This is a genomic window from Vreelandella hamiltonii (assembly GCF_014651775.1).
Lineage (GTDB): Bacteria > Pseudomonadota > Gammaproteobacteria > Pseudomonadales > Halomonadaceae > Vreelandella > Vreelandella hamiltonii.
In genome coordinates, this window is record NZ_BMXN01000001.1 from 246940 (window position 1) to 266503 (window position 19564).

The following is a 19564-nucleotide window of genomic DNA, read 5'->3' on the forward strand; positions in this document are numbered from 1 at the left end:
CTTGTGGTGGCCAGTCGTGCGCGAATCGCGCCCCCGGTGGTTGTCAGGGCTTGTCAGATAGGCCTGCCAGGGGTTGCCGAGTCGCTAACGTTATAGTGGGATATGCACGGCGATTGCTCCAGCGGTTTATGCGTGGTCACCGATACGGCCCCGCGACGCCAACATTGAATCAGTCAACAGGCCTTTACCCATGAGCACTTATGTCATTGGCGACCTGCATGGATGTCATGCCGAGTTTGTCGCCTTGCTGGATAAAATCAGCTTTGATCCCGCCCGCGATACGCTCTGGCTGGTGGGCGATTTGATCAACCGGGGGCCTGGCTCCCTGGCCTGCCTGCAGGAAGTGAAAGCGCTGGGCAGCGCCGCACGCAGCGTGCTGGGGAACCACGATTTCCACCTGCTGGTGGTGGCACGGGGGGGCGGCAAACTCAAGCGCCACGACACGCTGGACGACATTCTGTCTTCGCCCCACCGTGACGATTTGCTGGACTGGCTGCAAAGCCTTCCTCTTGCGGTACAGGCCGATAACACGCTGATGACCCACGCCGGGCTGCTGCCCAGTTGGAGTGCCGAACAGGCGCTGGCGCTGAGCGGAGAAGTACAAGCAGCGCTGGGCAGCGAGCAGGCGGGAGCTTTCCTGAGCCAACTGTTCGGCAATCAGCCTGACCGCTTCCACGACCAGCTCGAAGGCATGGACAGGCTGCGCTGTATCGTCAATGTGTTCACTCGGATGCGCTTCATCGATGCCCAGGAGCGGCTCGATTTTGCTGCCAAGGAGGGGTTGGATAGCGCGCCTGCGGGCTTTGCGCCCTGGTTCCAGTTTCCCCGTGCCGACGATCTGCGCCTGCTGTTTGGCCACTGGGCGGCGTTGGAGGGGCGTACCCCTGGCGCGAAGGTGGATGTGCACGGGATCGATACCGGGTGCGTGTGGGGCGGTTCGCTGAGCGCGCTGGTGCTGGAGAGCGGCCAGCGTGTCAGTGTGCCCAGCCAGCAGGGAGGCCGCTGATGTTTCAGCTGGATGCATACACCCAAGGGCTGGAGGTCTACCGCGTGGGTGGGGCCGTGCGGGACGAGCTGTTGGGGTGGCCCGTGGTGGATCACGACTGGGTGGTGGTGGGGGCAACCCCCGAAATGATGCAGCAGCGTGGATTCAAACCCGTCGGGCGCGATTTTCCGGTGTTCCTGCACCCGGCTACCCAGGAGGAGTACGCGCTGGCGCGTACCGAGCGCAAGTCGGGCCACGGGTATGGCGGGTTCGAGGTGCACGCCAGCCCCGACGTGACGTTGGAAGAGGATCTCTCCCGTCGGGATCTGACCATCAATGCCATCGCCCAGGCGGCGGATGGGCATTTGACCGACCCTTATCACGGACAGCGGGACATCGAGCAGCGCTGGCTTCGCCATGTCTCCCCCGCCTTCAGTGAAGACCCCTTGCGCGTACTGCGTACTGCGCGTTTTTTAGCCCGCTATGCCTCCATGGGCTTTGCCGTTGCGCCGGATACCCTGGCCCTGATGCGCGCGGTCAGCCGCAGCGGAGAGCTGGCGCATCTGGCAGCCGAGCGCGTGTGGGTCGAGACCGAGAAGGCGCTGGCCGAACCCAGCCCCGAGTGCTATTTCACGACCCTGGCCGCGTGTGATGCGTTGGCGGCGTGGTGGCCTGAGCTGGCAGCGAAGGCGTGTCTGGCCCAGGCCCTGGAGGCCATGCAGGCAGCTCCCGAACAGCGCGAGCCGCCGCTGGCGCACTGGCGCTATGCGCTGCTGGTGTCGGTGCTGAGTGAGCCACAGCGCGAAGCCCTGGCCGTGCGTTTGAAGTTGCCCAATAGCGTTGCGCAGCTGGCACGCCATGCCGCCTCGACCAAGGCGCTGCTGGCAGCCCAGCTGGAAGCCGAGAAAGTGCTGTGCTGGCTGGAGCGTCTGGATGGCTGGCGCAAGCCTGCCCAGGTCAGCGCGCAATTGCAGTTGCTGGAGCGGCTTGCGCCGGCCTTGCGCCCCGTTCTGGAGGCGGCCTGGCAAGCCGCCTGCGCGGTCAGCCCTCAGGTGTTGATGGGGGAAGGCTATCGAGGGGCAGCCTTGGGAGAAGCGCTGCGTCAACGGCGGCGCGAGGCCGTGGCCGCAGCGCTTTAGCGCGCGTGGATCTTGCGCGGCAAGGGGTCGGCCTGGGAAACGAAGCGCCCCTGCCACTGAAAGTCGATGGCCCACAGCCGCTGACGACCCAAGGTGAAACGCTGCCACAGCGTGGCATAAGGCGTATGACAGCGGGGGTGCCGTTCGTCGGGCAGCAGCTCGGCCAAGGGTTGCAGTACGAACGCGTTCTGGGTGATTTCAGCCCGCGGCAGGGCCACGTCATCTATCACGCCGCAGGCGTCCCCCACGGTCAGCAGGTCGATATCCAGGGCACGCGGGCTGCACTTGACCATGTCGGGCGTCCGCCCATGGGCCATTTCCAATGCTTTGGACCAAGCCTGCAGTCTGGCCACGGACCAGTCGCTATGGAACGCCACCACCAGGTTGTAGAAATTGCGGCTATCCTTGAAGCCGACGGGTTCGCTCTCGAAAATGCGCGATATCTGCAGTTCGCCAAACGTCTCTGCCAGGGCATCCAGGCACAGGCGGATGTGCTTTTCCGGGTCGATATTGCTGCCCAGGCTCAGTGTCACCAGATTCATGGGTCGCTATCCTTGCGGTTTTTTGGCAGGCTGCCGCGGGTGATTTCCAACCCGACACTGGCTGCTTGGGGCACCGCGCCGGGCTTGCGCACACGCATGTGCAGCCAGCTGATCGGGAATTCGTGCTGCAAACTGGCGGCCAGCCGCTCGGCAAAGGTTTCGACCAGCGCAAACTGATGCTCGTCGGCGAACTGCTGGATTCGCTGGCAGATCGCGGCATAATCGAGAGTCAGGCGCAAATCATCGGTGGCGGCGGCAGGCCGGATGTCCGTGGCCAGGGAGAGATCCAGGCTCAGCGATTGCGTGATGGTGCGCTCCCAATCGTATACGCCAATCACGGTTTCTACGGTGAGTGCTTCAATCAATATGCGGTCCACAGGCCATTCCCCAGCGTCGACAAGCGGGCGATTGTACTTGAGGACGACCATAAACGACAGTTCAGGCGGCGGCGCTGGCTGATGAGGGGCAGGGTGAGCAGGGGATGCTGTGGATCGTCATGGGGTACTTGAGCGGCAGTTGGCTGGCGGCGGTGAGCGTCTGCCGTTGGGCAGGCGTGGCCGATCCGCGCTTTTGCGGTTCCTGTAACCCCGGGTTTTCCAACGTGTTACGGCTGTATGGCCCTCGGCTGGCGGCGGCCACCCTGGCGTTGGATGCCTTGAAGGCGGTGCCGGTGGTCTTGGCTGCCAAGTGGCTGGCCTTGCCGATTATGTGGCAGGGTCTGGTAGGGCTGGCGGTGCTGCTGGGCCACAGCTTCCCGCTCTGGTATGGGTTTCGAGGCGGCAAGGCCGTCGCCAGCGCCTTCGGGGTGTTGCTGGTGCTGGTGCCCAGCGTCGCGCTGCTCAGCGCTGCCATCTGGGCGTTGATGGCATGGCGGTTGGGTACCGCCGCGCTGGCGTCGGTTGCGAGCGCGCTGTTGGCGCCCCTGCTGTGCGCCTGGCTGGCGCCTGACTATATGATCGTGGTGGGCGGGTTCAGCCTGCTGGTACTGACCCGCCACGTGCTCAATATTCGCCGCTGGCGGCAGGGGGAAGAGCCTCCGCTGCGCAAATAGGCCAACGGCTTATCGGGTGGTGCTGAGGGGCGCTGTCAGCGTGTCCAGTGGCCAGCGTGGTGTAGCCTGCATGATACCGCTGTCGTCGCGCTCTCCCGCCGCCAGACGCTGGGCGCCCACATAGGCAATCATGGCGCCATTGTCGGTGCAGAAGCGCCCACGTGGGTAATAGGCACGGGCCTGGCGCTTTTGGGTCTCCAGGGCCAGGCGCTCGCGCAGCCGCGTATTGGCACTCACACCACCCGCCATCACGATGCGTTTCAGGCCGGTCTCGTCCAGGGCTCGGCGGCATTTGATGACCAGCGTATCCACGACGGCCTCTTCGAAGGCGCGTGCCACGTCGGCTTTGGCCTGTTCGTCCAGCTCGCCTGCGGCTTCCAATTGGCGAATCGTCGTCAAGGTGTGGGTCTTCAGGCCTGAAAAGCTGAAGTCGAGCCCGGGGCGGTCGGTCATGGGGCGCGGGAAGCGAAAGCGCTTAGGGTCGCCCTGTTCGGCCAGTTTGGCCACCAGCGGGCCGCCTGGGTACGCCAGGCCCAGCATCTTGGCGGCCTTGTCGAAGGCCTCACCGGCTGCATCGTCTACCGATTCGCCCAGGAGTCGATAGCAACCCAGCCCCTGTACTTCCACCAGCTGGGTGTGGCCGCCGGAGACCAGCAGAGCCACGAAGGGAAAGGCAGGAGCCTCCTCCTCCAGCATGGGCGCCAGCAGGTGGCCTTCCATGTGATGCACCCCCAGTACGGGAATGTTCAGCGCCCTGGCCATGCCATGTGCGGTGCTGGCACCGACCATCAGCGCACCCACCAATCCCGGGCCCGCTGTATAGGCGATGCCGTCAAGGTCGTGGCGGGAAAGATGGGCCTCTTTCAATACCTGTTCGATCAGCGGCAGCAGCTTGCGTGTGTGATCCCGAGAGGCCAGTTCGGGCACCACGCCGCCATATTCGGCGTGCATGGCGATCTGGCTGTACAGGGCATCGGCCAGCAGACCCTGGCCGCCGGTGTAGGCCGTGTCGTAAATGGCGACGCCGGTTTCGTCGCAGGATGTCTCGATGCCCAGTACACGCATGGCAAAAGCACTCATCTGATTGAAAAGGCAGGTACTCGAAACCGGCTAGTCTAGCATTGTCGCGCCCGCTGGGCGTAAGCATTTGCAAAGATGGCCAACCACGACTAGACTACTGTGCGCTGTAAAACTGGGTCGTACACCGTCTTGTTCGGTGTGCGTACTATCCGAACTCAAGACTCCTTAAGGTAGGTGAGTGCTTAATGCCTTCTGTAAAAGTACGTGATAACGAGCCGTTTGACGTCGCCCTGCGTCGCTTCAAGCGTTCTTGCGAAAAAGCTGGCGTTCTGTCTGAAGTACGTCGTCGCGAGCACTACGAGAAGCCGACTGCTGAGCGCAAGCGCAAAGCGGCAGCTGCCGTAAAACGTCACGCCAAGAAGTTGCAGCGTGAGCGTAAGCGTTTCGAACGGCTCTATTGATCCGTACCTGGAGAGAGCCAGAGCAGTTGGCTGGTTGTCTCAAGAGGGATGCCAAGCGGCCGCCACCAGGTGGCCGTTTGTTTTTCGTTTCGTGTTGTCTGTTTTACGCGGTTTAAGGTGATCAGGCGCGTGGCCTGATGACGTTAGACCCGCCCACAAGCGTGTTGCGCGAGGATGCCCTCAGCCCATGGCAGGTCAAATTCCACAGCGATTTATCGACGATCTGCTTGGCCGCGTCGACGTGGTCGAGGTGGTGGGGGAGCGCGTACAGCTCAAGAAAGCGGGCCGTAATTTTTCCGGCCTGTGTCCTTTCCATCAGGAAAAAACACCTTCGTTTACCGTCAGTGCCGACAAGCAGTTCTATCACTGCTTTGGCTGTGGTGCCCACGGTAATGCGCTACGCTTTTTGATGGAATACGACAAGCTGCCCTTTCCCGAGGCGGTCGAGCAGCTGGCCGGGCGGCTGGGGCTGGACGTGCCCAGGGAAGGGGCGGACGACCCGCGTGCCCAGCAGCGGGAGAAAAAACGCAAGGAAGGTGTCAATCTTCTCGAGGTGGCGGCCAGCTTCTATCGTGAGCGATTGAAGATGCAGGAGGGGCAGGCGGCCCAGCGCTACTTGCAGGGGCGTGGCCTTTCGCCAGACGTGATGACCACCTATGGGATTGGCTATGCCCCCGGCGGGTGGGAGGCGCTGAAGCAGCATCTGAGCGCCAAGGGCATCGGTGAGTCGGTGCAGGTCGAGTACGGTCTGCTGATTCACCGCGAGGACACTGGGCGCACTTATGATCGCTTCCGCGACCGGGTGATGTTCCCGATACGCGATTTGCGCGGTCGGACCATCGCCTTTGGCGGTCGGGTCATGGGGGATGAGCAGCCCAAATACCTCAACTCGCCGGAGACGCCTGTCTTTCACAAGGGGCGCGAGCTGTACGGCCTGTACGAGGCGCGTCAGGCGACCAGCAAGCTGGAACAGCTGGTGATGGTCGAAGGTTACATGGACGTGGTGGCGCTGGCGCAGTACGGCATTCATAACGCCGTGGCCACGCTGGGCACCGCCACCACCGAAGACCACCTGACGCGCCTGTTCCGCCTGGTCAGTCGCGTGGTGTTCTGTTTCGACGGTGACCGCGCCGGGCGTCAGGCAGCCAGCCGTGCGCTGGAAACCGCGCTGCCGCAGATGATCGATGGCCGCGAGGCACGGTTTCTGTTCTTACCGGAAGGGGATGACCCGGATTCGCTGGTACGCCGCGAGGGTCGCGAGGCCTTCGAAGACCGCGTGACCTGTGCCATGCCGCTGTCGGAGTTTCTGTTCGAGCAGGCTGCCCAGGGGCGCGACTTGCAGACCGTGGAAGGGCGCGAGCGCTTCGCCAGTCACGTGCTGGAGGCGCTGCAGAAGGTCCCGGAAGGCATGCTGAAGTCGCTGCTGCTGGAGACGCTCGCCAAGCGAAGTGGGCTGTCCCAGGCGCAGTTGCAGGGGTTGCTGGACAAACGCGTGGCAGCAGCCTCCAGGGTGTCGCCGCAGTGGGAGCCGGTCGATGCGCAGGCGGCGCCGGAAGAGCAGGTTCGCCCGCGCGGTGGTCGGCCGTTGCGTCAGGCGAGCACCTCGCGGGCGCTCTCCACCGTAGGACGTATCGTGCAGCTGTTGCTGCATGAACCGACGCTGGTGGCCGTTCTGCCGGAAACGCAGGATTGGCTGCCTGGCCAGGATCCTCAGGCATCGCTGTGCCGTGACCTGATTGCCCTGCTGCGCGCCGGACGCTACCGCAGCCCGCAAGTGGTACTGGCGCACTTTCAGGGCAGTGATGAGGGGCGTGTGCTGGCAGAGTTGGCCGCGCGTGAGCTGCTGATTCCCAGGGCGACCCGTGAGGACGAGCTGACCGGACTGGTAGAACACCTGGTCGAGAAGCAGCGCAAGCGTTCGCCGCAGGAAGAGTACGATGCCTTGCTGGCGCTGGAGCGCTCAGGGCAAAAGCTGGATAAGGAGCAGCGGCAGCGGTTGGCCGGGTTGGTGATGGAATTGACCCAGGGCCGCTAATGCACAAGGTGGTTGCAAGAGGTGAGGGGTTGAAATCTCGAACTTCAGGGCCACATAGAGGTTATGCCGCCAAGTATTGGCTAACCGAACAACCTAACACACCTGAATGATCGCGAAAATACGTTTCGCTGGAAAAAATCCAGCTATTTACGCTATACTGTTCGGCTTGTTGAGTTTAATCGATTCAGCGCCCCAGGTGTTTCATTCTTCTTCGTCGAGATAGGGTTTCTATGGCTGGAAATGCGCAGCAGCAGTCACGTCTGAAGGAGTTGATCGCGCGCGGCAAGGAACAGGGCTACCTGACCTATGCCGAGGTCAACGACCATCTACCCGAGGATATCGCCGACCCGGATCAAGTGGAAGACATCATTGGCATGATCAACGACATGGGTATCAGTGTCGTTGAAGAAGCGCCAGATGAAGACACTTTGATGATGTCGGATCACTCCGCGGACGAATCCGCTGCGGAAGAGGCCGTTGCGGCACTCGCCGCCGTGGAAAGCGACGTCGGTCGCACCACTGACCCTGTCCGCATGTACATGCGTGAGATGGGTACGGTGGAGCTGCTGACCCGTGAAGGCGAAATCGAAATCGCCAAGCGGATCGAAGAGGGCACGCGGGAAGTCATGTCGGCGCTTGCGTACCTGCCCGGTGCCGTTGCCTCCATTCTCGAAGCCTACGACGCGACCCAGGACGAGGAGGCGCCAGGGCGCCTTTCCGACCTGTTCTCCGGCTTCATCGACCCCGATGAAGGTATTCCCGGGGTGGCTGAAGCGGAAGCCCCCGAGCCGGAAGTCGATACCGAGCTGAGCGATGACGACGATATCGACAGCGACGATGACGACGATGACGAGGACACCACCGCCAGCGAAGGTGGCCCGGACCCAGAAGAAGCCAAGGCGCGTTTCGAGCAGATTCGTGAGCAGAATGCTGCCGTCGAAGCGGCGCTGGCCAAGTTTGGCCGTGGCAGTAGCGAGCTGAAGGCCGAGCAGGCACGTCTGGCCGAGCTGTTCTCGCCCATCAAACTGGTGCCCAAGCACTTCGAGCGTCTGGTGGGGCAGATCCGCATCAGCGTGGAGCAGGTGCGTGCCCAGGAAAAGGCGGTCATGCAGCTGTGCGTCAAGAAAGCCAAGGTGCCGCGCAAGACCTTCATCAAGTCCTTCCCGGGGCATGAGTCGGATTCGTCGTGGCTGGACGCTTTCCAGGAAGCGCAGCCCAAGTATGCCGACCGTCTTGAGCCACTGCGTGCCGACATCGCACGTTCTCAGCGCAAGATTGCGTTCGAGGAAGACATGGTGCAGCTGACGGTGGCGGACCTGAAGGAAGTCAACCGCAAGCTCTCCATCGGTGAAGCGAAGGCGCGCCGGGCCAAGAAAGAGATGGTCGAGGCCAACCTGCGTCTGGTGATCTCGATCGCCAAGAAGTACACCAACCGTGGCCTGCAGTTCCTGGATCTTATTCAGGAAGGCAATATCGGTCTGATGAAGGCGGTGGACAAGTTCGAGTATCGCCGTGGCTACAAGTTCTCCACCTACGCGACATGGTGGATTCGTCAGGCCATTACGCGTTCCATCGCGGATCAGGCGCGGACCATTCGTATTCCGGTCCACATGATCGAGACCATCAACAAGCTCAATCGTGTCTCTCGTCAGATGCTGCAGGAAATGGGCCGCGAGCCGACGCCTGAAGAGCTGGGCGAGCGTCTTGAAATGCCGGAAGACAAGGTGCGCAAGGTGCTCAAGATCGCCAAGGAGCCGATCTCCATGGAGACGCCGATTGGTGATGACGACGACTCTCACCTGGGCGACTTCATCGAGGACAGCACCATGCTGCTGCCCATCGATATGGCGACCGGCGAAGGCCTGATCGAAGCGACCCGTAACGTCCTCGGTGGTTTGACCGCTCGCGAAGCGAAGGTGCTGCGCATGCGTTTCGGTATCGACATGAATACCGATCACACCCTGGAAGAAGTCGGCAAGCAGTTCGACGTGACCCGAGAGCGGATCCGCCAGATCGAAGCCAAGGCGCTTCGCAAGCTGCGTCATCCCAGCCGTTCCGAGCCGCTGCGTTCCTTCCTGGACGAGTAAGCGTCGCTCGAAAAAGCCCGCCGTGGAAACACGGCGGGCTTTTTTGTGGGCGGCTGTTGGGCAAGGTGCCAGTAGCACCTTGCCGCTTTTGTTGAAGCCTTTACAGGGTGTAGTGAGTCGCGGAGCCCGGTCCTACGGGCAGACCCAGTACGAATACCCAGAGGAAGAACAGAAGGCTCCAGCCGATCAGCATGAACAGGGTATAAGGCAGCATGAGCGCTACCAGGGTGCCAATGCCCATATCCTTGCGGTAACGGGTCGCCACGGCCAGAATCAGCCCGAAATAGCTCATCATCGGGGTGATCAGGTTGGTGACCGAGTCGCCGATCCGGTAGGCGGCCTGAATCACTTCCGGGGCGTAGCCCATCAGCATCAGCATGGGCACGAAGATGGGTGCCGTCACGGCCCACTGCGCCGAGGCGCTGCCCAGCGACAGGTTGATGAAGGCGCACATGATGATGAACAGCGCAAATAGTCCAGGCCCGCGCAGCCCCAGGGACTCCAGCAGGTCGGCCCCGGCAATGGCGGTCACCGTGCCAAAGTTGCTCCAGTTGAACAGCGCCACGAACTGAGCGGCAAAAAAGACCAGCACGATATAGAGGCCCAGGCTGCTCATGCTCTTGGCCATGGCGTTCACCACGTCGCGGTCATTGTGCATGGTGCCTGCCAGGCGACCATAGATGAAGCCCAGCACGCTGAACGAAACGGCCACGATCACCACGATGCCGCGCAGGAAGGGGGAGCCGCTGATCAGCCCGGTCTCGGGGTCGCGCAGAATGCCGCCTTCAGGCACCACCATGATGGCCACCAGGGCGATGAGTGCCAGAGTGGCCAGGCCGGTGCCCTTCAGTGCCCGCTTTTCGGTGTCGGACAGGCCCTCCATGCGCTGCTGATCGATATCGCTGTCGGCATAGGCCGTATCGAACTTGCCCAGCTTCGGCTCGACGATGCGTTCCGTGACCAGGCCGCCAATCAGGGTGACGAAAAAGGTGCTGGCAAACATGAAGAACCAGTTGGCTTCGGCTCCGACGATATACGCCGGGTCCAGCAGACGAGCGGCTTCCTGGGTGATGCCCGAGAGCAGCGGGTCGACGGTGCCGATCAAGAGGTTGGCGCTGTAGCCGCCGGAGACGCCACAAAACGCGGCTGCCAGACCGGCCAGCGGATGTCTGCCCAGCGAATGAAAGATCATCGCCGCCAGCGGAATCAGCACCACATAGCCAAGCTCGGCTGCCATGTTCGACATGATGCCCGCAAATACCACGGCATAGGTGACGATGCGCGGTGAGCGGTTGAGTACCAGCGCGCGCATGCTGGCCGACAGCAGGCCCGAGTGCTCGGCTACGCCCACCCCCAGCATGGCCACCAGCACGGTACCCAAGGGCGCAAAACTGGTGAAGTTGGTCACCATTTCGGTGACCAAGCGGCGCAGGCCCTCGGCGTTGAGCAATGAATTGACGGCAATCCACTCGCCTTCATTGGCTGGGCGTGGGTCGGCTACCGATACCCCTAGCGCCCCCGCAATGCCGCTGCCGACCACCACCAGTACACACAGGATGGCGAACAGCGTCACCGGGTGAGGCAGCAGGTTGCCCAGCCATTCGACGCTATCCAGGAAGCGAGTGAACGCCCCGCGTTTTAGCGTATTTTCACGATTGTTTGGTGTATTCATAACGTTTGTGTCGTCAGTTGGTTGTTTTTTAGCAAAATTGCCCAAAGCGGTGTGGGGGACGACACTACGTGGATGGTCAAGGGGGCGCAAATGGCTTTACGTATAGCGGGATGTAAAAAATGAAATGCCGTCTCTGGCGGTGCTCCCAAAGACGGCAAAAAGAACCGATTGGCAGGGTGTCAGGCGCTTTTCTGGCGAGCAAGGTGCAGGCGTCGGGCCAGCAGGAGCAGCTCGATCATGGCAAACAGAATCAGGCTATAGCCCAGCAGCTCGACCACTTCTTCTGCCACATCCTTGAAAACCCGGACGTACTGCTCCTCCAATACGGCGCGCCAAAACACTTGCCTGCCATACAGACGTGAAAATACATAAGTAACCAGTACGCCGCCTGCAAACAGCCCAAAGGCAAAGCTATTGCTGAAGTGGCGAAACTCCTCCAGAAAACGCTGGCGCTGGTACACGACCCAGGCCAGTGAGGGGAGGATGATCATGGCGACCAGGATTTTCCAGGTATGCCGTGCGACGTACTCATCGAGAAAGTAGTCCTGCTCACGCACCAGCGAGGCAGCGAGGAAGGCCAGCAGCAGAAGGGTCACCGTGGGCCATACTTTCAGCACATGGCGTACGTAGAGGAGCAGGGTGCAGCAACTGATCAGAATGAAGGTCTGGGTCAGCTCGGTGAACCCCAGCTCGGTATAGCGCACGGTAGGCAGATACAACGCTTCCAGATACGCGCCTTGGGCGATGCCTCCTATGAAGAGTATATAGAGTGTCGCGCGCAGCAGCGCAGTGCGAAAATCAATAGGCCAGGAGGGTGGCATCACGGTTCCTCTACGTCAGGCGAGATCAGTCAAACAACAAACATACATGAATGGATGTTCATTATATCGTCACTTTTCTGTACTGACACGTCGAACGTGCCAGGAATATCTCGACGAATGGCGGGTTACACTGCAAAGTAACGACATGAAAGCAATAACGACCGTTGAGGGGCGGGTGTCACCATGGCCATTAGCGTCTTTGATCTGTTTCGGATAGGCATTGGCCCGTCCAGCTCGCATACCGTGGGGCCCATGCGCGCGGCGCGGGATTTCGTGATGGCGTTGCCGGAAGCGCCAGTGTCACGGCTGGTGGTGCGGCTGCACGGGTCGTTGGCCGCGACTGGGGTAGGCCATGGCACCGACAATGCGGTGGTGATGGGCCTGATGGGTGAAATGCCCGAGTCCATCGAGCCCGACAGCATTGCCGGACGCCTGGCGGCGCTGGACGACGGGACGCCACTGACGCTGCCCAATGGGCATTCGCTGCCCTTCGACCGTGCGCGAGACATCGAGTGGGACGAGACCTGTCTGGCCTTTCATCCCAATGCCATGGTGATCACGGCCTACCAGCAAGAGCGAGTGATCGCGACCAACACTTACTACTCGTTGGGCGGCGGCTTCTATGTCGACCAGGCCTGTGCCGATCAGGGCGGGCTGGATGAGGACAAGACGGCGCTGCCTTATCCGTTCGAATCGGGTAACGAGCTATTGGCACTGTGCCAGGCGAATGATTTGCGTATCAGCCAGCTGATGCTGGAAAACGAGAAAGCCTGGCGCAGCGAAGACACCATCCGTACCGAACTGCTGAAGATCTGGCACGCCATGCGTGACAGTATCGAGAACGGATTGAAAGCCACCGGGCGGTTGCCTGGCGGGCTGAACGTGCGCCGTCGCGCCAACGCCCTGCATCAGCAACTGCTTTCGCCGCCCGCCCAGCAGCGCCTGATCGTCAGCAGTTTCAGCGTGATGGATTGGGTCAACCTGTTTGCGCTGGCCGTCAATGAAGAGAACGCGGCCGGCAAGCGGATGGTCACGGCGCCCACCAATGGGGCTGCCGGTATCGTTCCGGCGGTGCTGGCCTATTACCTGAAGTTCGAACCCGACGCCTGCGATGCCGACGTGGTCGATTTTCTGTTGGCGGCGGGCGCCATGGGCATACTGTGCAAGAAGAATGCCTCGATCTCCGGGGCGGAGGTGGGCTGCCAGGGAGAAGTCGGCTCGGCGTGCGCCATGGCGGCGGCCGGGCTGGCCGAAGTGCTGGGCGGTACGCCGCGGCAGGTAGAAAACGCTGCGGAAATTGGCCTGGAGCATAACCTGGGGCTGACCTGTGACCCGGTGGCGGGGCTGGTGCAGGTCCCTTGTATCGAGCGCAATGCCATTGCGTCGGTCAAGGCCATCAATGCCGCCCGCATGGCGCTGCATGGTGATGGCGACCACTTCGTCTCGCTGGATAAAGTGATCAAGACCATGCGCGATACCGGACGCGACATGCAGGACAAATACAAGGAGACCTCCAAGGGAGGGCTCGCGGTCAACGCCATCGAGTGTTAATCCGGCAGCGCGTGTCAGGCCTGGGGCAGGCTGCGGCCGATATTGGCCACCAGATAGTCCACCAGTTGACGAATCTTGGGTGACAAGTGGCGGTGGCGCGGGTAGACCGCCCACACCGCCGTATCGTGGTGCTGGAAGGGTTCCAGCACCGAGATCAGTTCACCACTGGCCAGATGCGGAGCGACGTAGTAATCCGGCAACTGAGCCAGGCCCAGCCCTTTCAGGGCCGCATCCAGCAGGGCAGGCCCCGAGTTGCCGCTCCAGCATCCCTCCACCTTGACCTCTCGCCGCTGGCCGTTCACTTCGAACAGCCAGTTGGGGCGCGACCCCAGCAGGCAGCGGTGTTGGCTCAGCTCGCCCAGCGTGTGGGGGCGGGGCGCCTGACGAAAATAGGCCTGTGAGCCCACCACGTATTCGCGGCGTTCGCACAGCCGCCTAGCAATCAGGCTGGAGTCTTTCAGCACCCCCATGCGAATGGCGATGTCGAAACCCTCTTCGATCAACTCCACCGGGCGATTGGTGAAGTGCATGTGTACTTCGAGCTGAGGGTGCAGGCGCTGGAAATCATTGACCAGCGGGGCAACGTAGCGTTCGCCGAAGGTCGTTGCCGAGGTCAGTTTCAGTAGCCCATGGGGTTTGGCCTGCAGCTCGCTGATTGCCTGCTCGGCATCACGCAGCCCATCGAACAAATGGCGGCAGTGCTCCACGTACAAGGCCCCGGCATCGGTCAGCCGAATCTGCCGTGTGGTGCGATACAGCAGCTGAACGCCCAGCTGATTCTCCAACTGGCTGACCAGCCGACTGATATGCGAGGTGGACACCTTCAAGTGGCGAGCAGCGGCCGAAAAGGTGCCGAGCCGTACGACTTCCACGAACGCTTCGATACGATCCCAGCGCTGCATGGCGCTCCTCATGTCCATCTGGCGGTGAAGGGTGGCAGCGAATGAGCAACGCGACTGTTGCTCAGTGGCAATAATCTTGTGAGTGTATCCCGCTTTATCCCTTTCGCCTAGCTGGCCTACACTGCAAGCACGTTTATCCATCCACTTTATCGAGCGCTGTTGCGCCCAGGCAGTGGAACGTCGCTGCGCAACACCTCGGGGAGATTTGCATGAAATCACGTGCTGCGGTTGCACTCGAAGCGGGCAAGCCGCTCGAACTGGTCGACATCGATGTGGAAGGCCCCAAGGCGGGCGAGGTACTGGTGAAAATGGCGGCCACCAGCGTCTGCCATACCGATGCCTATACCTTGTCGGGCGCCGACCCGGAAGGCAACTTCCCGGCGGTACTGGGCCACGAAGGTGCGGGTATCGTGCAGGAAGTGGGCGAAGGCGTGACCAGCCTGAAGCCGGGCGACCACGTCATTCCGCTGTATACCGCTGAGTGCGGCAAGTGCAAATTCTGCCTGTCCGGCAAGACCAACCTGTGTGGCAGCGTGCGCGCTACCCAAGGTAAAGGGGTCATGCCCGATGGCACGTCGCGCTTCTCGCTGGAAGGCAAGATGCTGCACCACTACATGGGCACCTCCACCTTCAGTGAGTACACCGTGCTGCCGGAAGTCTCGCTGGCCGTGGTTTCCAAGGAAGCGCCGCTGGACAAGATCTGCCTGCTGGGCTGCGGTGTCACCACAGGGATTGGTGCCGTGTTGAACACGGCCAAGGTCGAGCCGGGCTCCACCATTGCCGTGTTTGGCCTCGGGGCGATCGGCCTGGCGGTGATCCAGGGTGCCGTGATGGCCAAAGCCGCCAAGATCATCGCCATTGACGTCAATCCGGACAAGTTCGAGCTGGCCAAGCAGTTCGGCGCGACGGACTTCGTCAACCCGAAAGACTACAGCGACCCGATCCAGCAAGTGATCGTCGACATGACCGATGGCGGCGTGGACTACTCCTTCGAGTGCATCGGCAATGTCAACGTGATGCGTTCCGCCCTCGAGTGCTGCCACAAGGGCTGGGGTGAGTCGATCGTCATTGGCGTGGCGGGTGCCGGTGAAGAGATCTCCACGCGCCCCTTCCAACTGGTCACCGGCCGGGTATGGAAAGGCTCTGCGTTTGGCGGTGTGAAAGGGCGTAGCGAGCTGCCGGGTTATGTAGACCGTTATATGAACGGCGAGCTGAACATCGACGACTTCATTACCCATGACATGCCCTTCGAGAAGATCAACGAAGCCTTCGACCTGCTCCATGCCGGCAAGAGCATTCGTACCGTTCTGCATTACTGAGTATGATGAAAGCAGCCTGAAAGAACGCGGCCGGGGCAACCCGCCGCGTTTCACTGTTTAAGGAGCCTGCCCATGAGCATGAGTGAAACGTTGGAACTGGTGTCGGCAAACCGCAGTTTTGGCGGTTGGCACAAGCGCTACCGCCACTACTCCCGAGCCCTGGACTGCGACATGGTCTTTGCGGTGTACCTGCCGCCACAAGCCGAAAACGAGCGGGTGCCCCTTCTGTGGTGGCTGTCGGGGTTGACCTGCAATGACGAAAACTTCATGCAGAAAGCTGGCGCGCATCGCATTGCGGCAGAGCTGGGCGTGGCGATCGTGTGCCCGGATACCAGCCCGCGCGGCACGGAGTTGCCCGGCGAGCATGAAAGCTACGATCTGGGGTCCGGCGCAGGTTTCTACGTGAACGCCACCCAGGCGCCCTGGAAGCCTCACTACCGCATGTACGATTACGTGGTCGAAGAGCTGCCGTCCGTGGTGCGTCAGCATTTTCCGGTCAATGGCCGCGAGTCGATCAGCGGGCACTCCATGGGAGGGCATGGTGCATTGATTCTGGCGCTGCGTCATCCGGGGCGCTTCCGTTCGGTATCGGCCTTTGCGCCGATCGTGAACCCGATGAACTGCCCCTGGGGTCAAAAAGCCTTCACCAGCTACCTTGGGGAAGATCAGACCCGCTGGCGCCAGTACGATGCCTGCGAGCTGGTGGCCAATGGCGCTTCCCGGCAGCGGTTGTTCATCGATCAAGGAGAAGCCGATCAGTTCCTGGAAGAGCAGCTGATGCCCGAGCGTCTGGAAGCGGTATGCGCCGAGCATGATCACCCGCTAACGCTGCGCCGTCAGCCAGGCTACGATCATAGTTACTTCTTCATCGCCTCGTTCATCGAGGACCATTTGCGCTATCATGCGGAACACCTCATGAAACGTTAAGGGTACCGAGACATGGTCAATCGCGCGCTGCGCCGAGTTCTTCGTCTGCTTTGGCGTCTTGTTTGGCGTGGCGCGCTGGCCTTTGTGCTGCTCTCGGTGGCCTTGGTGTGGCTGTTTCGCTTCGTGCCGCCGCCGGGTTCCATGGTGATGGTGGAGCGCAAGGTACAAAGCTGGGTCCATCGCGAACCCATCACCATCCAGCGCCAGTGGCGTAGCTGGGACAATCTCTCGAATAACGCCAAGCTGGCGGTGATTGCCGCCGAGGACCAACGCTTCCCGATTCATCGTGGTTTCGATGTGGTGGAGCTGCGTCGTGCCTGGGAGGCCAGCCGCGATGGCTCGAGGCTGCGGGGGGCCAGTACGCTCAGCCAGCAAACGGCCAAGAACGTTTTCCTATGGAGTGGGCGCAGCTGGCTGCGCAAAGGGCTGGAAGCCTGGTTCACCCTGCTGATCGAAACCTTCTGGAGCAAGCAGCGGATTCTGGAGGTGTACCTGAACGTGGCCGAGTGGGATACCGGGGTGTTTGGGCTGGAAGCTGCCGCCGACCACTACTTTGGTGCTTCCGGAAGTGCCTTGACCGAGCGCCAGGCCAGTTTGCTGGCGGCCATCCTGCCTAGCCCGCGCACTCGCAGCGCATCGCGACCCGACGCCCAGGTCGAGCGCCGCGGCCAGTGGATCCGCCAACAGATGCGTAATCTGGGCGGCACGGCTTACCTCGAACGGCTTTGAACCTTCTTCAATCGTATTGCTCGTCAGTCACGCTGGCCAGTACGCCTACCTGTGGCCTGGCGAAGTAATACCCCTGCTGTACCGAAATGCCCAAGGCCAGCAGGCAGCGTGACTCCGCCCGTGTCTCGACCCCTTCGGCCACCAGTTGGGTGCCCAGGGTACGCGCCAGGGCGACCAGGCTTTTGAGAATGGCCTGCCGCCGTGGATTGCCGTCGCAGCCCATGACCAGCTCTCGGTCTACCTTCAGCGTATCCGGTCGCAAATCGGTCAACAGGTCCAGGTTGGCGTAGCCGTTGCCAAAATCATCCAGCGACGTGGTGAACCCCATGCGGCGATAGCTATCGATGATGTTGCGCAGGTGTGTTCGGTCGACCACCCGTTCGGTTTCGGTGATTTCGAAGTTCAGCCGTTCGGTGGGCCAGCCCACCCGGCGTGATGTTTCCAGGGTAGATTGAATACAGGCTTCGGGTTCGTAGACGGCATTGGGAAGAAAGTTGATCGAGAGACGCGCCTCCATCCCCAGCTCACTGGCCAACTCGATGGCTTTGACCCGACATGCCTGGTCAAAGCGATACAACAGGTCGTCGGTCACCTGCTCCAGAATGGAAAAGGCGGACTCACCGTTGATGCCTCGTACCAGCGCTTCGTAATAGATCACTTCACGACGTGCTACGTCCACGATGGGCTGAAAGGCCATGGTAAACGCGAAAGGTACCGGTGTGTCGCAGCGGTTGCAGACGCCGTTTACCCTGGCGCAATGAGGTTGTGCTGTCATGTTCTTCCAAGCCCTGGAACGATCAAAATTATTAGGGTTATTTGCTGGCGGATTTGACGACCATCACCACCCCTGCGATGGCAATGACCATGCCGATGAGCCCCATCAGTGGCAGCCGCTCATCAAATAACCACCACGCCTGCAGCGCGGTCACGGGAGGCACCAGATAAAAGAGGCTTGCCACGCGGGAAGCCTCCCCCTTTTTTATCAAGGCCATCAATAACAGGATAGCGGCAATTGACAGAATCAGCACGAGCCAGCCCAGCGTCAGCAGGAAGGTCGTGCTCCACGCTACGGAGCGGGTCTCGAACAACAGCGCGCCCAGGCCCAGCAGGGTGCCCGCAGCCAGGTACTGAATCACTGCACCCGACAGCAGCGGCATGCTGGTGCAGTAGCGTTTCTGGTACAGCGTGCCCAGTGAAATACCCAGCAATGCGGCGAGTACACTGACCAGTGCCCCCATCCCAAAACCGCTGAACAGCGAACTGCCAAACTCCAGCTTGCTGCCCAGCACCAGGCAGATGCCTACCAGCCCCAGTGCCAGGCCCAGCCATTGTCGCGCGCCCAGGCGTTCGCCCAGCAGTGGGCCTGCACAGGCGGCGGTCAACAATGGCTGCAAGCCGACCAGCAAGGCCGCCAGACCCGCTGGCATTCCCAGGTAAATGCCATAGAATACGCCGCCAAGATAGGTGGCATGCACGAGCAGGCCCGATATCCCGATATGCATCCATAGCCTTGGTGAACTCGGCCATGGAATGCGCATCAGCAAGGTCAGCGGTACGAGCAGCAGCAGCGTCAACACGAAGCGGATAAACAAAAACGTGAAGGGTTCGGCGTAGGGCAGGCCAAACTTGGCACCAATGAACCCCGTGCTCCATAACAGCACGAAGAGCCCAGGCATGGCGGCCAGCGCGAGCGAATGGCCGTGCATGTTTTGCAAGGCCTTGAAATGGCTAGACATAAAGCTCCTATTGCCAGCGTGTTGTTTATCTGTTGTTGTTACGTTCTGTTCTTCTTGTAACGTGTTTTTACATAAAAGATTGAACCTGTGCCTGAACCACGCGTCACACTGTGCACATTCATAACGCGCCAATGAGGTTTCTTACCATGCAACGTATGACTGCTTTGTTCTCTGCTGCTCTCCTTGCCACTGGCCTGATGGCGGGCACTGCCCACGCCCAGCAAGCCCAGGACCCGGCACAAGATCCGATGGCGACCCAGCAGGCGCCTGCACAGGATTTTTCTGATCAGCAGCTACAGCAGTTCGCCGATGCTTCTCAAGAAATCGCCGTGATCTCTCAGGAGTACACACAGCGTCTGCAGGAAGCAGAAGACGAAGCTGCCCAACAGGAAGTTCGCGCTGAAGCCAATGACCGCATGATCGAAGTGGTCGAAGACAGCGGTCTGGACGTCGACACGTTCAATGCTATCGGTCAATCCATCCAGCAGGATCCGGAAATGATGCAGCGTGTACAGGAAATGGCTAGCCAGTCATAAGCCTGTTGCCACCGCCTCTGGCGGTGGTGAACCATCGAGACCTGCAGGATA

19 protein-coding genes are annotated in these 19564 nt (G+C 61.1%); 11 read left to right on the forward strand and 8 right to left on the reverse strand.

Going from position 1 to position 19564, the window contains the following annotated elements:
• Window positions 1–190: 190 nt before the first annotated feature.
• Window positions 191–1006, forward strand: a complete 816-nt coding sequence (locus tag IE091_RS01155) for a symmetrical bis(5'-nucleosyl)-tetraphosphatase (protein ID WP_189462599.1) — start codon at window positions 191–193, stop codon at window positions 1004–1006.
• Window positions 1006–2124 (forward strand): tRNA nucleotidyltransferase/poly(A) polymerase-related protein, encoded by a 1119-nt coding sequence (locus tag IE091_RS01160; protein ID WP_189462600.1) that lies wholly within the window; start codon window positions 1006–1008, stop codon window positions 2122–2124. Before IE091_RS01155 ends, IE091_RS01160 begins: the two co-directional genes overlap by 1 nt.
• On the opposite strand, the gene folK is transcribed toward IE091_RS01160, so the two are convergent.
• Window positions 2121–2666, reverse strand: coding sequence for a 2-amino-4-hydroxy-6-hydroxymethyldihydropteridine diphosphokinase (gene folK / locus IE091_RS01165; protein ID WP_189462601.1), 546 nt, complete (start codon window positions 2664–2666; stop codon window positions 2121–2123). The genes IE091_RS01160 and folK overlap by 4 nt on opposite strands.
• Complete coding sequence (folB, locus tag IE091_RS01170) at window positions 2663–3043, reverse strand: dihydroneopterin aldolase (RefSeq protein ID WP_039175618.1); 381 nt, start codon at window positions 3041–3043, stop codon at window positions 2663–2665. The genes folK and folB overlap by 4 nt, the downstream gene beginning before the upstream one ends.
• A 104-nt stretch (window positions 3044–3147) precedes the next feature.
• On the opposite strand from folB, the gene IE091_RS01175 reads away from it, so the two are divergent.
• Complete coding sequence (locus IE091_RS01175) at window positions 3148–3717, forward strand: glycerol-3-phosphate acyltransferase (RefSeq protein ID WP_039175619.1); 570 nt, start codon at window positions 3148–3150, stop codon at window positions 3715–3717.
• A 9-nt stretch (window positions 3718–3726) separates the two neighbouring features.
• Here the strand turns inward: IE091_RS01175 and tsaD are convergent, their stop codons facing one another.
• Complete coding sequence (tsaD, locus tag IE091_RS01180) at window positions 3727–4782, reverse strand: tRNA (adenosine(37)-N6)-threonylcarbamoyltransferase complex transferase subunit TsaD (RefSeq protein WP_039175621.1); 1056 nt, start codon at window positions 4780–4782, stop codon at window positions 3727–3729.
• 200 nt (window positions 4783–4982) lie between these two features.
• Between tsaD and rpsU the strand changes: the two genes are divergently transcribed.
• From rpsU to rpoD, 3 genes are all read left to right on the forward strand, one after another.
• Window positions 4983–5198, forward strand: a complete 216-nt coding sequence (gene rpsU / locus IE091_RS01185) for a 30S ribosomal protein S21 (protein WP_016416934.1) — start codon at window positions 4983–4985, stop codon at window positions 5196–5198.
• A gap of 187 nt (window positions 5199–5385) precedes the next feature.
• Window positions 5386–7233: a DNA primase gene (gene dnaG, locus IE091_RS01190; RefSeq protein WP_189462602.1), complete on the forward strand. Its 1848-nt coding sequence runs from the start codon at window positions 5386–5388 to the stop codon at window positions 7231–7233.
• 230 nt (window positions 7234–7463) lie between these two features.
• On the forward strand, window positions 7464–9320 hold the full coding sequence (gene rpoD / locus IE091_RS01195; RefSeq protein ID WP_039175627.1) for an RNA polymerase sigma factor RpoD: 1857 nt from the start codon (window positions 7464–7466) through the stop codon (window positions 9318–9320).
• A 100-nt stretch (window positions 9321–9420) separates the two neighbouring features.
• Here the strand turns inward: rpoD and IE091_RS01200 are convergent, their stop codons facing one another.
• A complete protein-coding gene (locus IE091_RS01200) occupies window positions 9421–10992 on the reverse strand; it encodes an AbgT family transporter (RefSeq protein ID WP_039175630.1) in 1572 nt (523 codons plus the stop codon).
• Between the two features lie 179 nt (window positions 10993–11171).
• Window positions 11172–11813, reverse strand: a complete 642-nt coding sequence (locus IE091_RS01205) for a hypothetical protein (RefSeq protein WP_081192452.1) — start codon at window positions 11811–11813, stop codon at window positions 11172–11174.
• A 183-nt stretch (window positions 11814–11996) separates the two neighbouring features.
• Between IE091_RS01205 and IE091_RS01210 the strand changes: the two genes are divergently transcribed.
• A complete protein-coding gene (locus tag IE091_RS01210; RefSeq protein ID WP_039175634.1) occupies window positions 11997–13364 on the forward strand; it encodes an L-serine ammonia-lyase in 1368 nt (455 codons plus the stop codon).
• Between the two features lie 14 nt (window positions 13365–13378).
• On the opposite strand, the gene IE091_RS01215 is transcribed toward IE091_RS01210, so the two are convergent.
• The gene (locus IE091_RS01215) at window positions 13379–14266 is read right to left on the reverse strand and encodes a LysR family transcriptional regulator (protein WP_189462603.1); all 888 of its coding nucleotides are present in this window, start codon (window positions 14264–14266) and stop codon (window positions 13379–13381) included.
• Between the two features lie 209 nt (window positions 14267–14475).
• Between IE091_RS01215 and IE091_RS01220 the strand changes: the two genes are divergently transcribed.
• The 3 genes from IE091_RS01220 to mtgA all read left to right on the forward strand — a co-directional run bounded on the left by IE091_RS01220 (window position 14476) and on the right by mtgA (window position 17241).
• Entirely contained in the window at window positions 14476–15585 is a 1110-nt protein-coding gene (locus IE091_RS01220; protein ID WP_096921357.1) for an S-(hydroxymethyl)glutathione dehydrogenase/class III alcohol dehydrogenase, read from the forward strand.
• 72 nt (window positions 15586–15657) lie between these two features.
• Window positions 15658–16512: an S-formylglutathione hydrolase gene (gene fghA / locus IE091_RS01225; protein WP_016916326.1), complete on the forward strand. Its 855-nt coding sequence runs from the start codon at window positions 15658–15660 to the stop codon at window positions 16510–16512.
• 12 nt (window positions 16513–16524) lie between these two features.
• Window positions 16525–17241: a monofunctional biosynthetic peptidoglycan transglycosylase gene (gene mtgA / locus IE091_RS01230; RefSeq protein WP_039175641.1), complete on the forward strand. Its 717-nt coding sequence runs from the start codon at window positions 16525–16527 to the stop codon at window positions 17239–17241.
• A 7-nt stretch (window positions 17242–17248) separates the two neighbouring features.
• Here the strand turns inward: mtgA and IE091_RS01235 are convergent, their stop codons facing one another.
• Together IE091_RS01235 and IE091_RS01240 are read right to left on the reverse strand one after the other, a co-directional pair.
• On the reverse strand, window positions 17249–18016 hold the full coding sequence (locus IE091_RS01235) for an EAL domain-containing protein (RefSeq protein WP_479694283.1): 768 nt from the start codon (window positions 18014–18016) through the stop codon (window positions 17249–17251).
• A 37-nt stretch (window positions 18017–18053) separates the two neighbouring features.
• Window positions 18054–18977 carry a DMT family transporter gene (locus IE091_RS01240; RefSeq protein ID WP_052196320.1) on the reverse strand — a complete coding sequence of 308 codons (924 nt, stop codon included), beginning with the start codon at window positions 18975–18977 and terminating at the stop codon, window positions 18054–18056.
• A gap of 146 nt (window positions 18978–19123) precedes the next feature.
• On the opposite strand from IE091_RS01240, the gene IE091_RS01245 reads away from it, so the two are divergent.
• Window positions 19124–19513 (forward strand): DUF4168 domain-containing protein, encoded by a 390-nt coding sequence (locus IE091_RS01245; RefSeq protein ID WP_039175645.1) that lies wholly within the window; start codon window positions 19124–19126, stop codon window positions 19511–19513.
• Window positions 19514–19564 lie beyond the last annotated feature (51 nt).

Bases quoted from the DNA above. Each gene is read 5' to 3' on its own strand.
- IE091_RS01210 (WP_039175634.1), top strand. From the start codon at position 11,997: ATGGCCATTAGCGTCTTTGATCTGTTTCGGATAGGCATTGGCCCGTCC.
- IE091_RS01245 (WP_039175645.1), top strand. From the start codon at position 19,124: ATGCAACGTATGACTGCTTTGTTCTCTGCTGCTCTCCTTGCCACTGGC.
- IE091_RS01240 (WP_052196320.1), bottom strand. From the start codon at position 18,977: ATGTCTAGCCATTTCAAGGCCTTGCAAAACATGCACGGCCATTCGCTC.
- rpoD (WP_039175627.1), top strand. From the start codon at position 7,464: ATGGCTGGAAATGCGCAGCAGCAGTCACGTCTGAAGGAGTTGATCGCG.
- IE091_RS01160 (WP_189462600.1), top strand. From the start codon at position 1,006: ATGTTTCAGCTGGATGCATACACCCAAGGGCTGGAGGTCTACCGCGTG.
- IE091_RS01155 (WP_189462599.1), top strand. From the start codon at position 191: ATGAGCACTTATGTCATTGGCGACCTGCATGGATGTCATGCCGAGTTT.
- tsaD (WP_039175621.1), bottom strand. From the start codon at position 4,782: ATGCGTGTACTGGGCATCGAGACATCCTGCGACGAAACCGGCGTCGCC.
- rpsU (WP_016416934.1), top strand. From the start codon at position 4,983: ATGCCTTCTGTAAAAGTACGTGATAACGAGCCGTTTGACGTCGCCCTG.
- IE091_RS01235 (WP_479694283.1), bottom strand. From the start codon at position 18,016: ATGACAGCACAACCTCATTGCGCCAGGGTAAACGGCGTCTGCAACCGC.
- fghA (WP_016916326.1), top strand. From the start codon at position 15,658: ATGAGCATGAGTGAAACGTTGGAACTGGTGTCGGCAAACCGCAGTTTT.
- IE091_RS01215 (WP_189462603.1), bottom strand. From the start codon at position 14,266: ATGCAGCGCTGGGATCGTATCGAAGCGTTCGTGGAAGTCGTACGGCTC.
- dnaG (WP_189462602.1), top strand. From the start codon at position 5,386: ATGGCAGGTCAAATTCCACAGCGATTTATCGACGATCTGCTTGGCCGC.
- IE091_RS01220 (WP_096921357.1), top strand. From the start codon at position 14,476: ATGAAATCACGTGCTGCGGTTGCACTCGAAGCGGGCAAGCCGCTCGAA.
- mtgA (WP_039175641.1), top strand. From the start codon at position 16,525: ATGGTCAATCGCGCGCTGCGCCGAGTTCTTCGTCTGCTTTGGCGTCTT.
- IE091_RS01200 (WP_039175630.1), bottom strand. From the start codon at position 10,992: ATGAATACACCAAACAATCGTGAAAATACGCTAAAACGCGGGGCGTTC.
- IE091_RS01205 (WP_081192452.1), bottom strand. From the start codon at position 11,813: ATGCCACCCTCCTGGCCTATTGATTTTCGCACTGCGCTGCTGCGCGCG.
- folK (WP_189462601.1), bottom strand. From the start codon at position 2,666: ATGAATCTGGTGACACTGAGCCTGGGCAGCAATATCGACCCGGAAAAG.
- IE091_RS01175 (WP_039175619.1), top strand. From the start codon at position 3,148: ATGCTGTGGATCGTCATGGGGTACTTGAGCGGCAGTTGGCTGGCGGCG.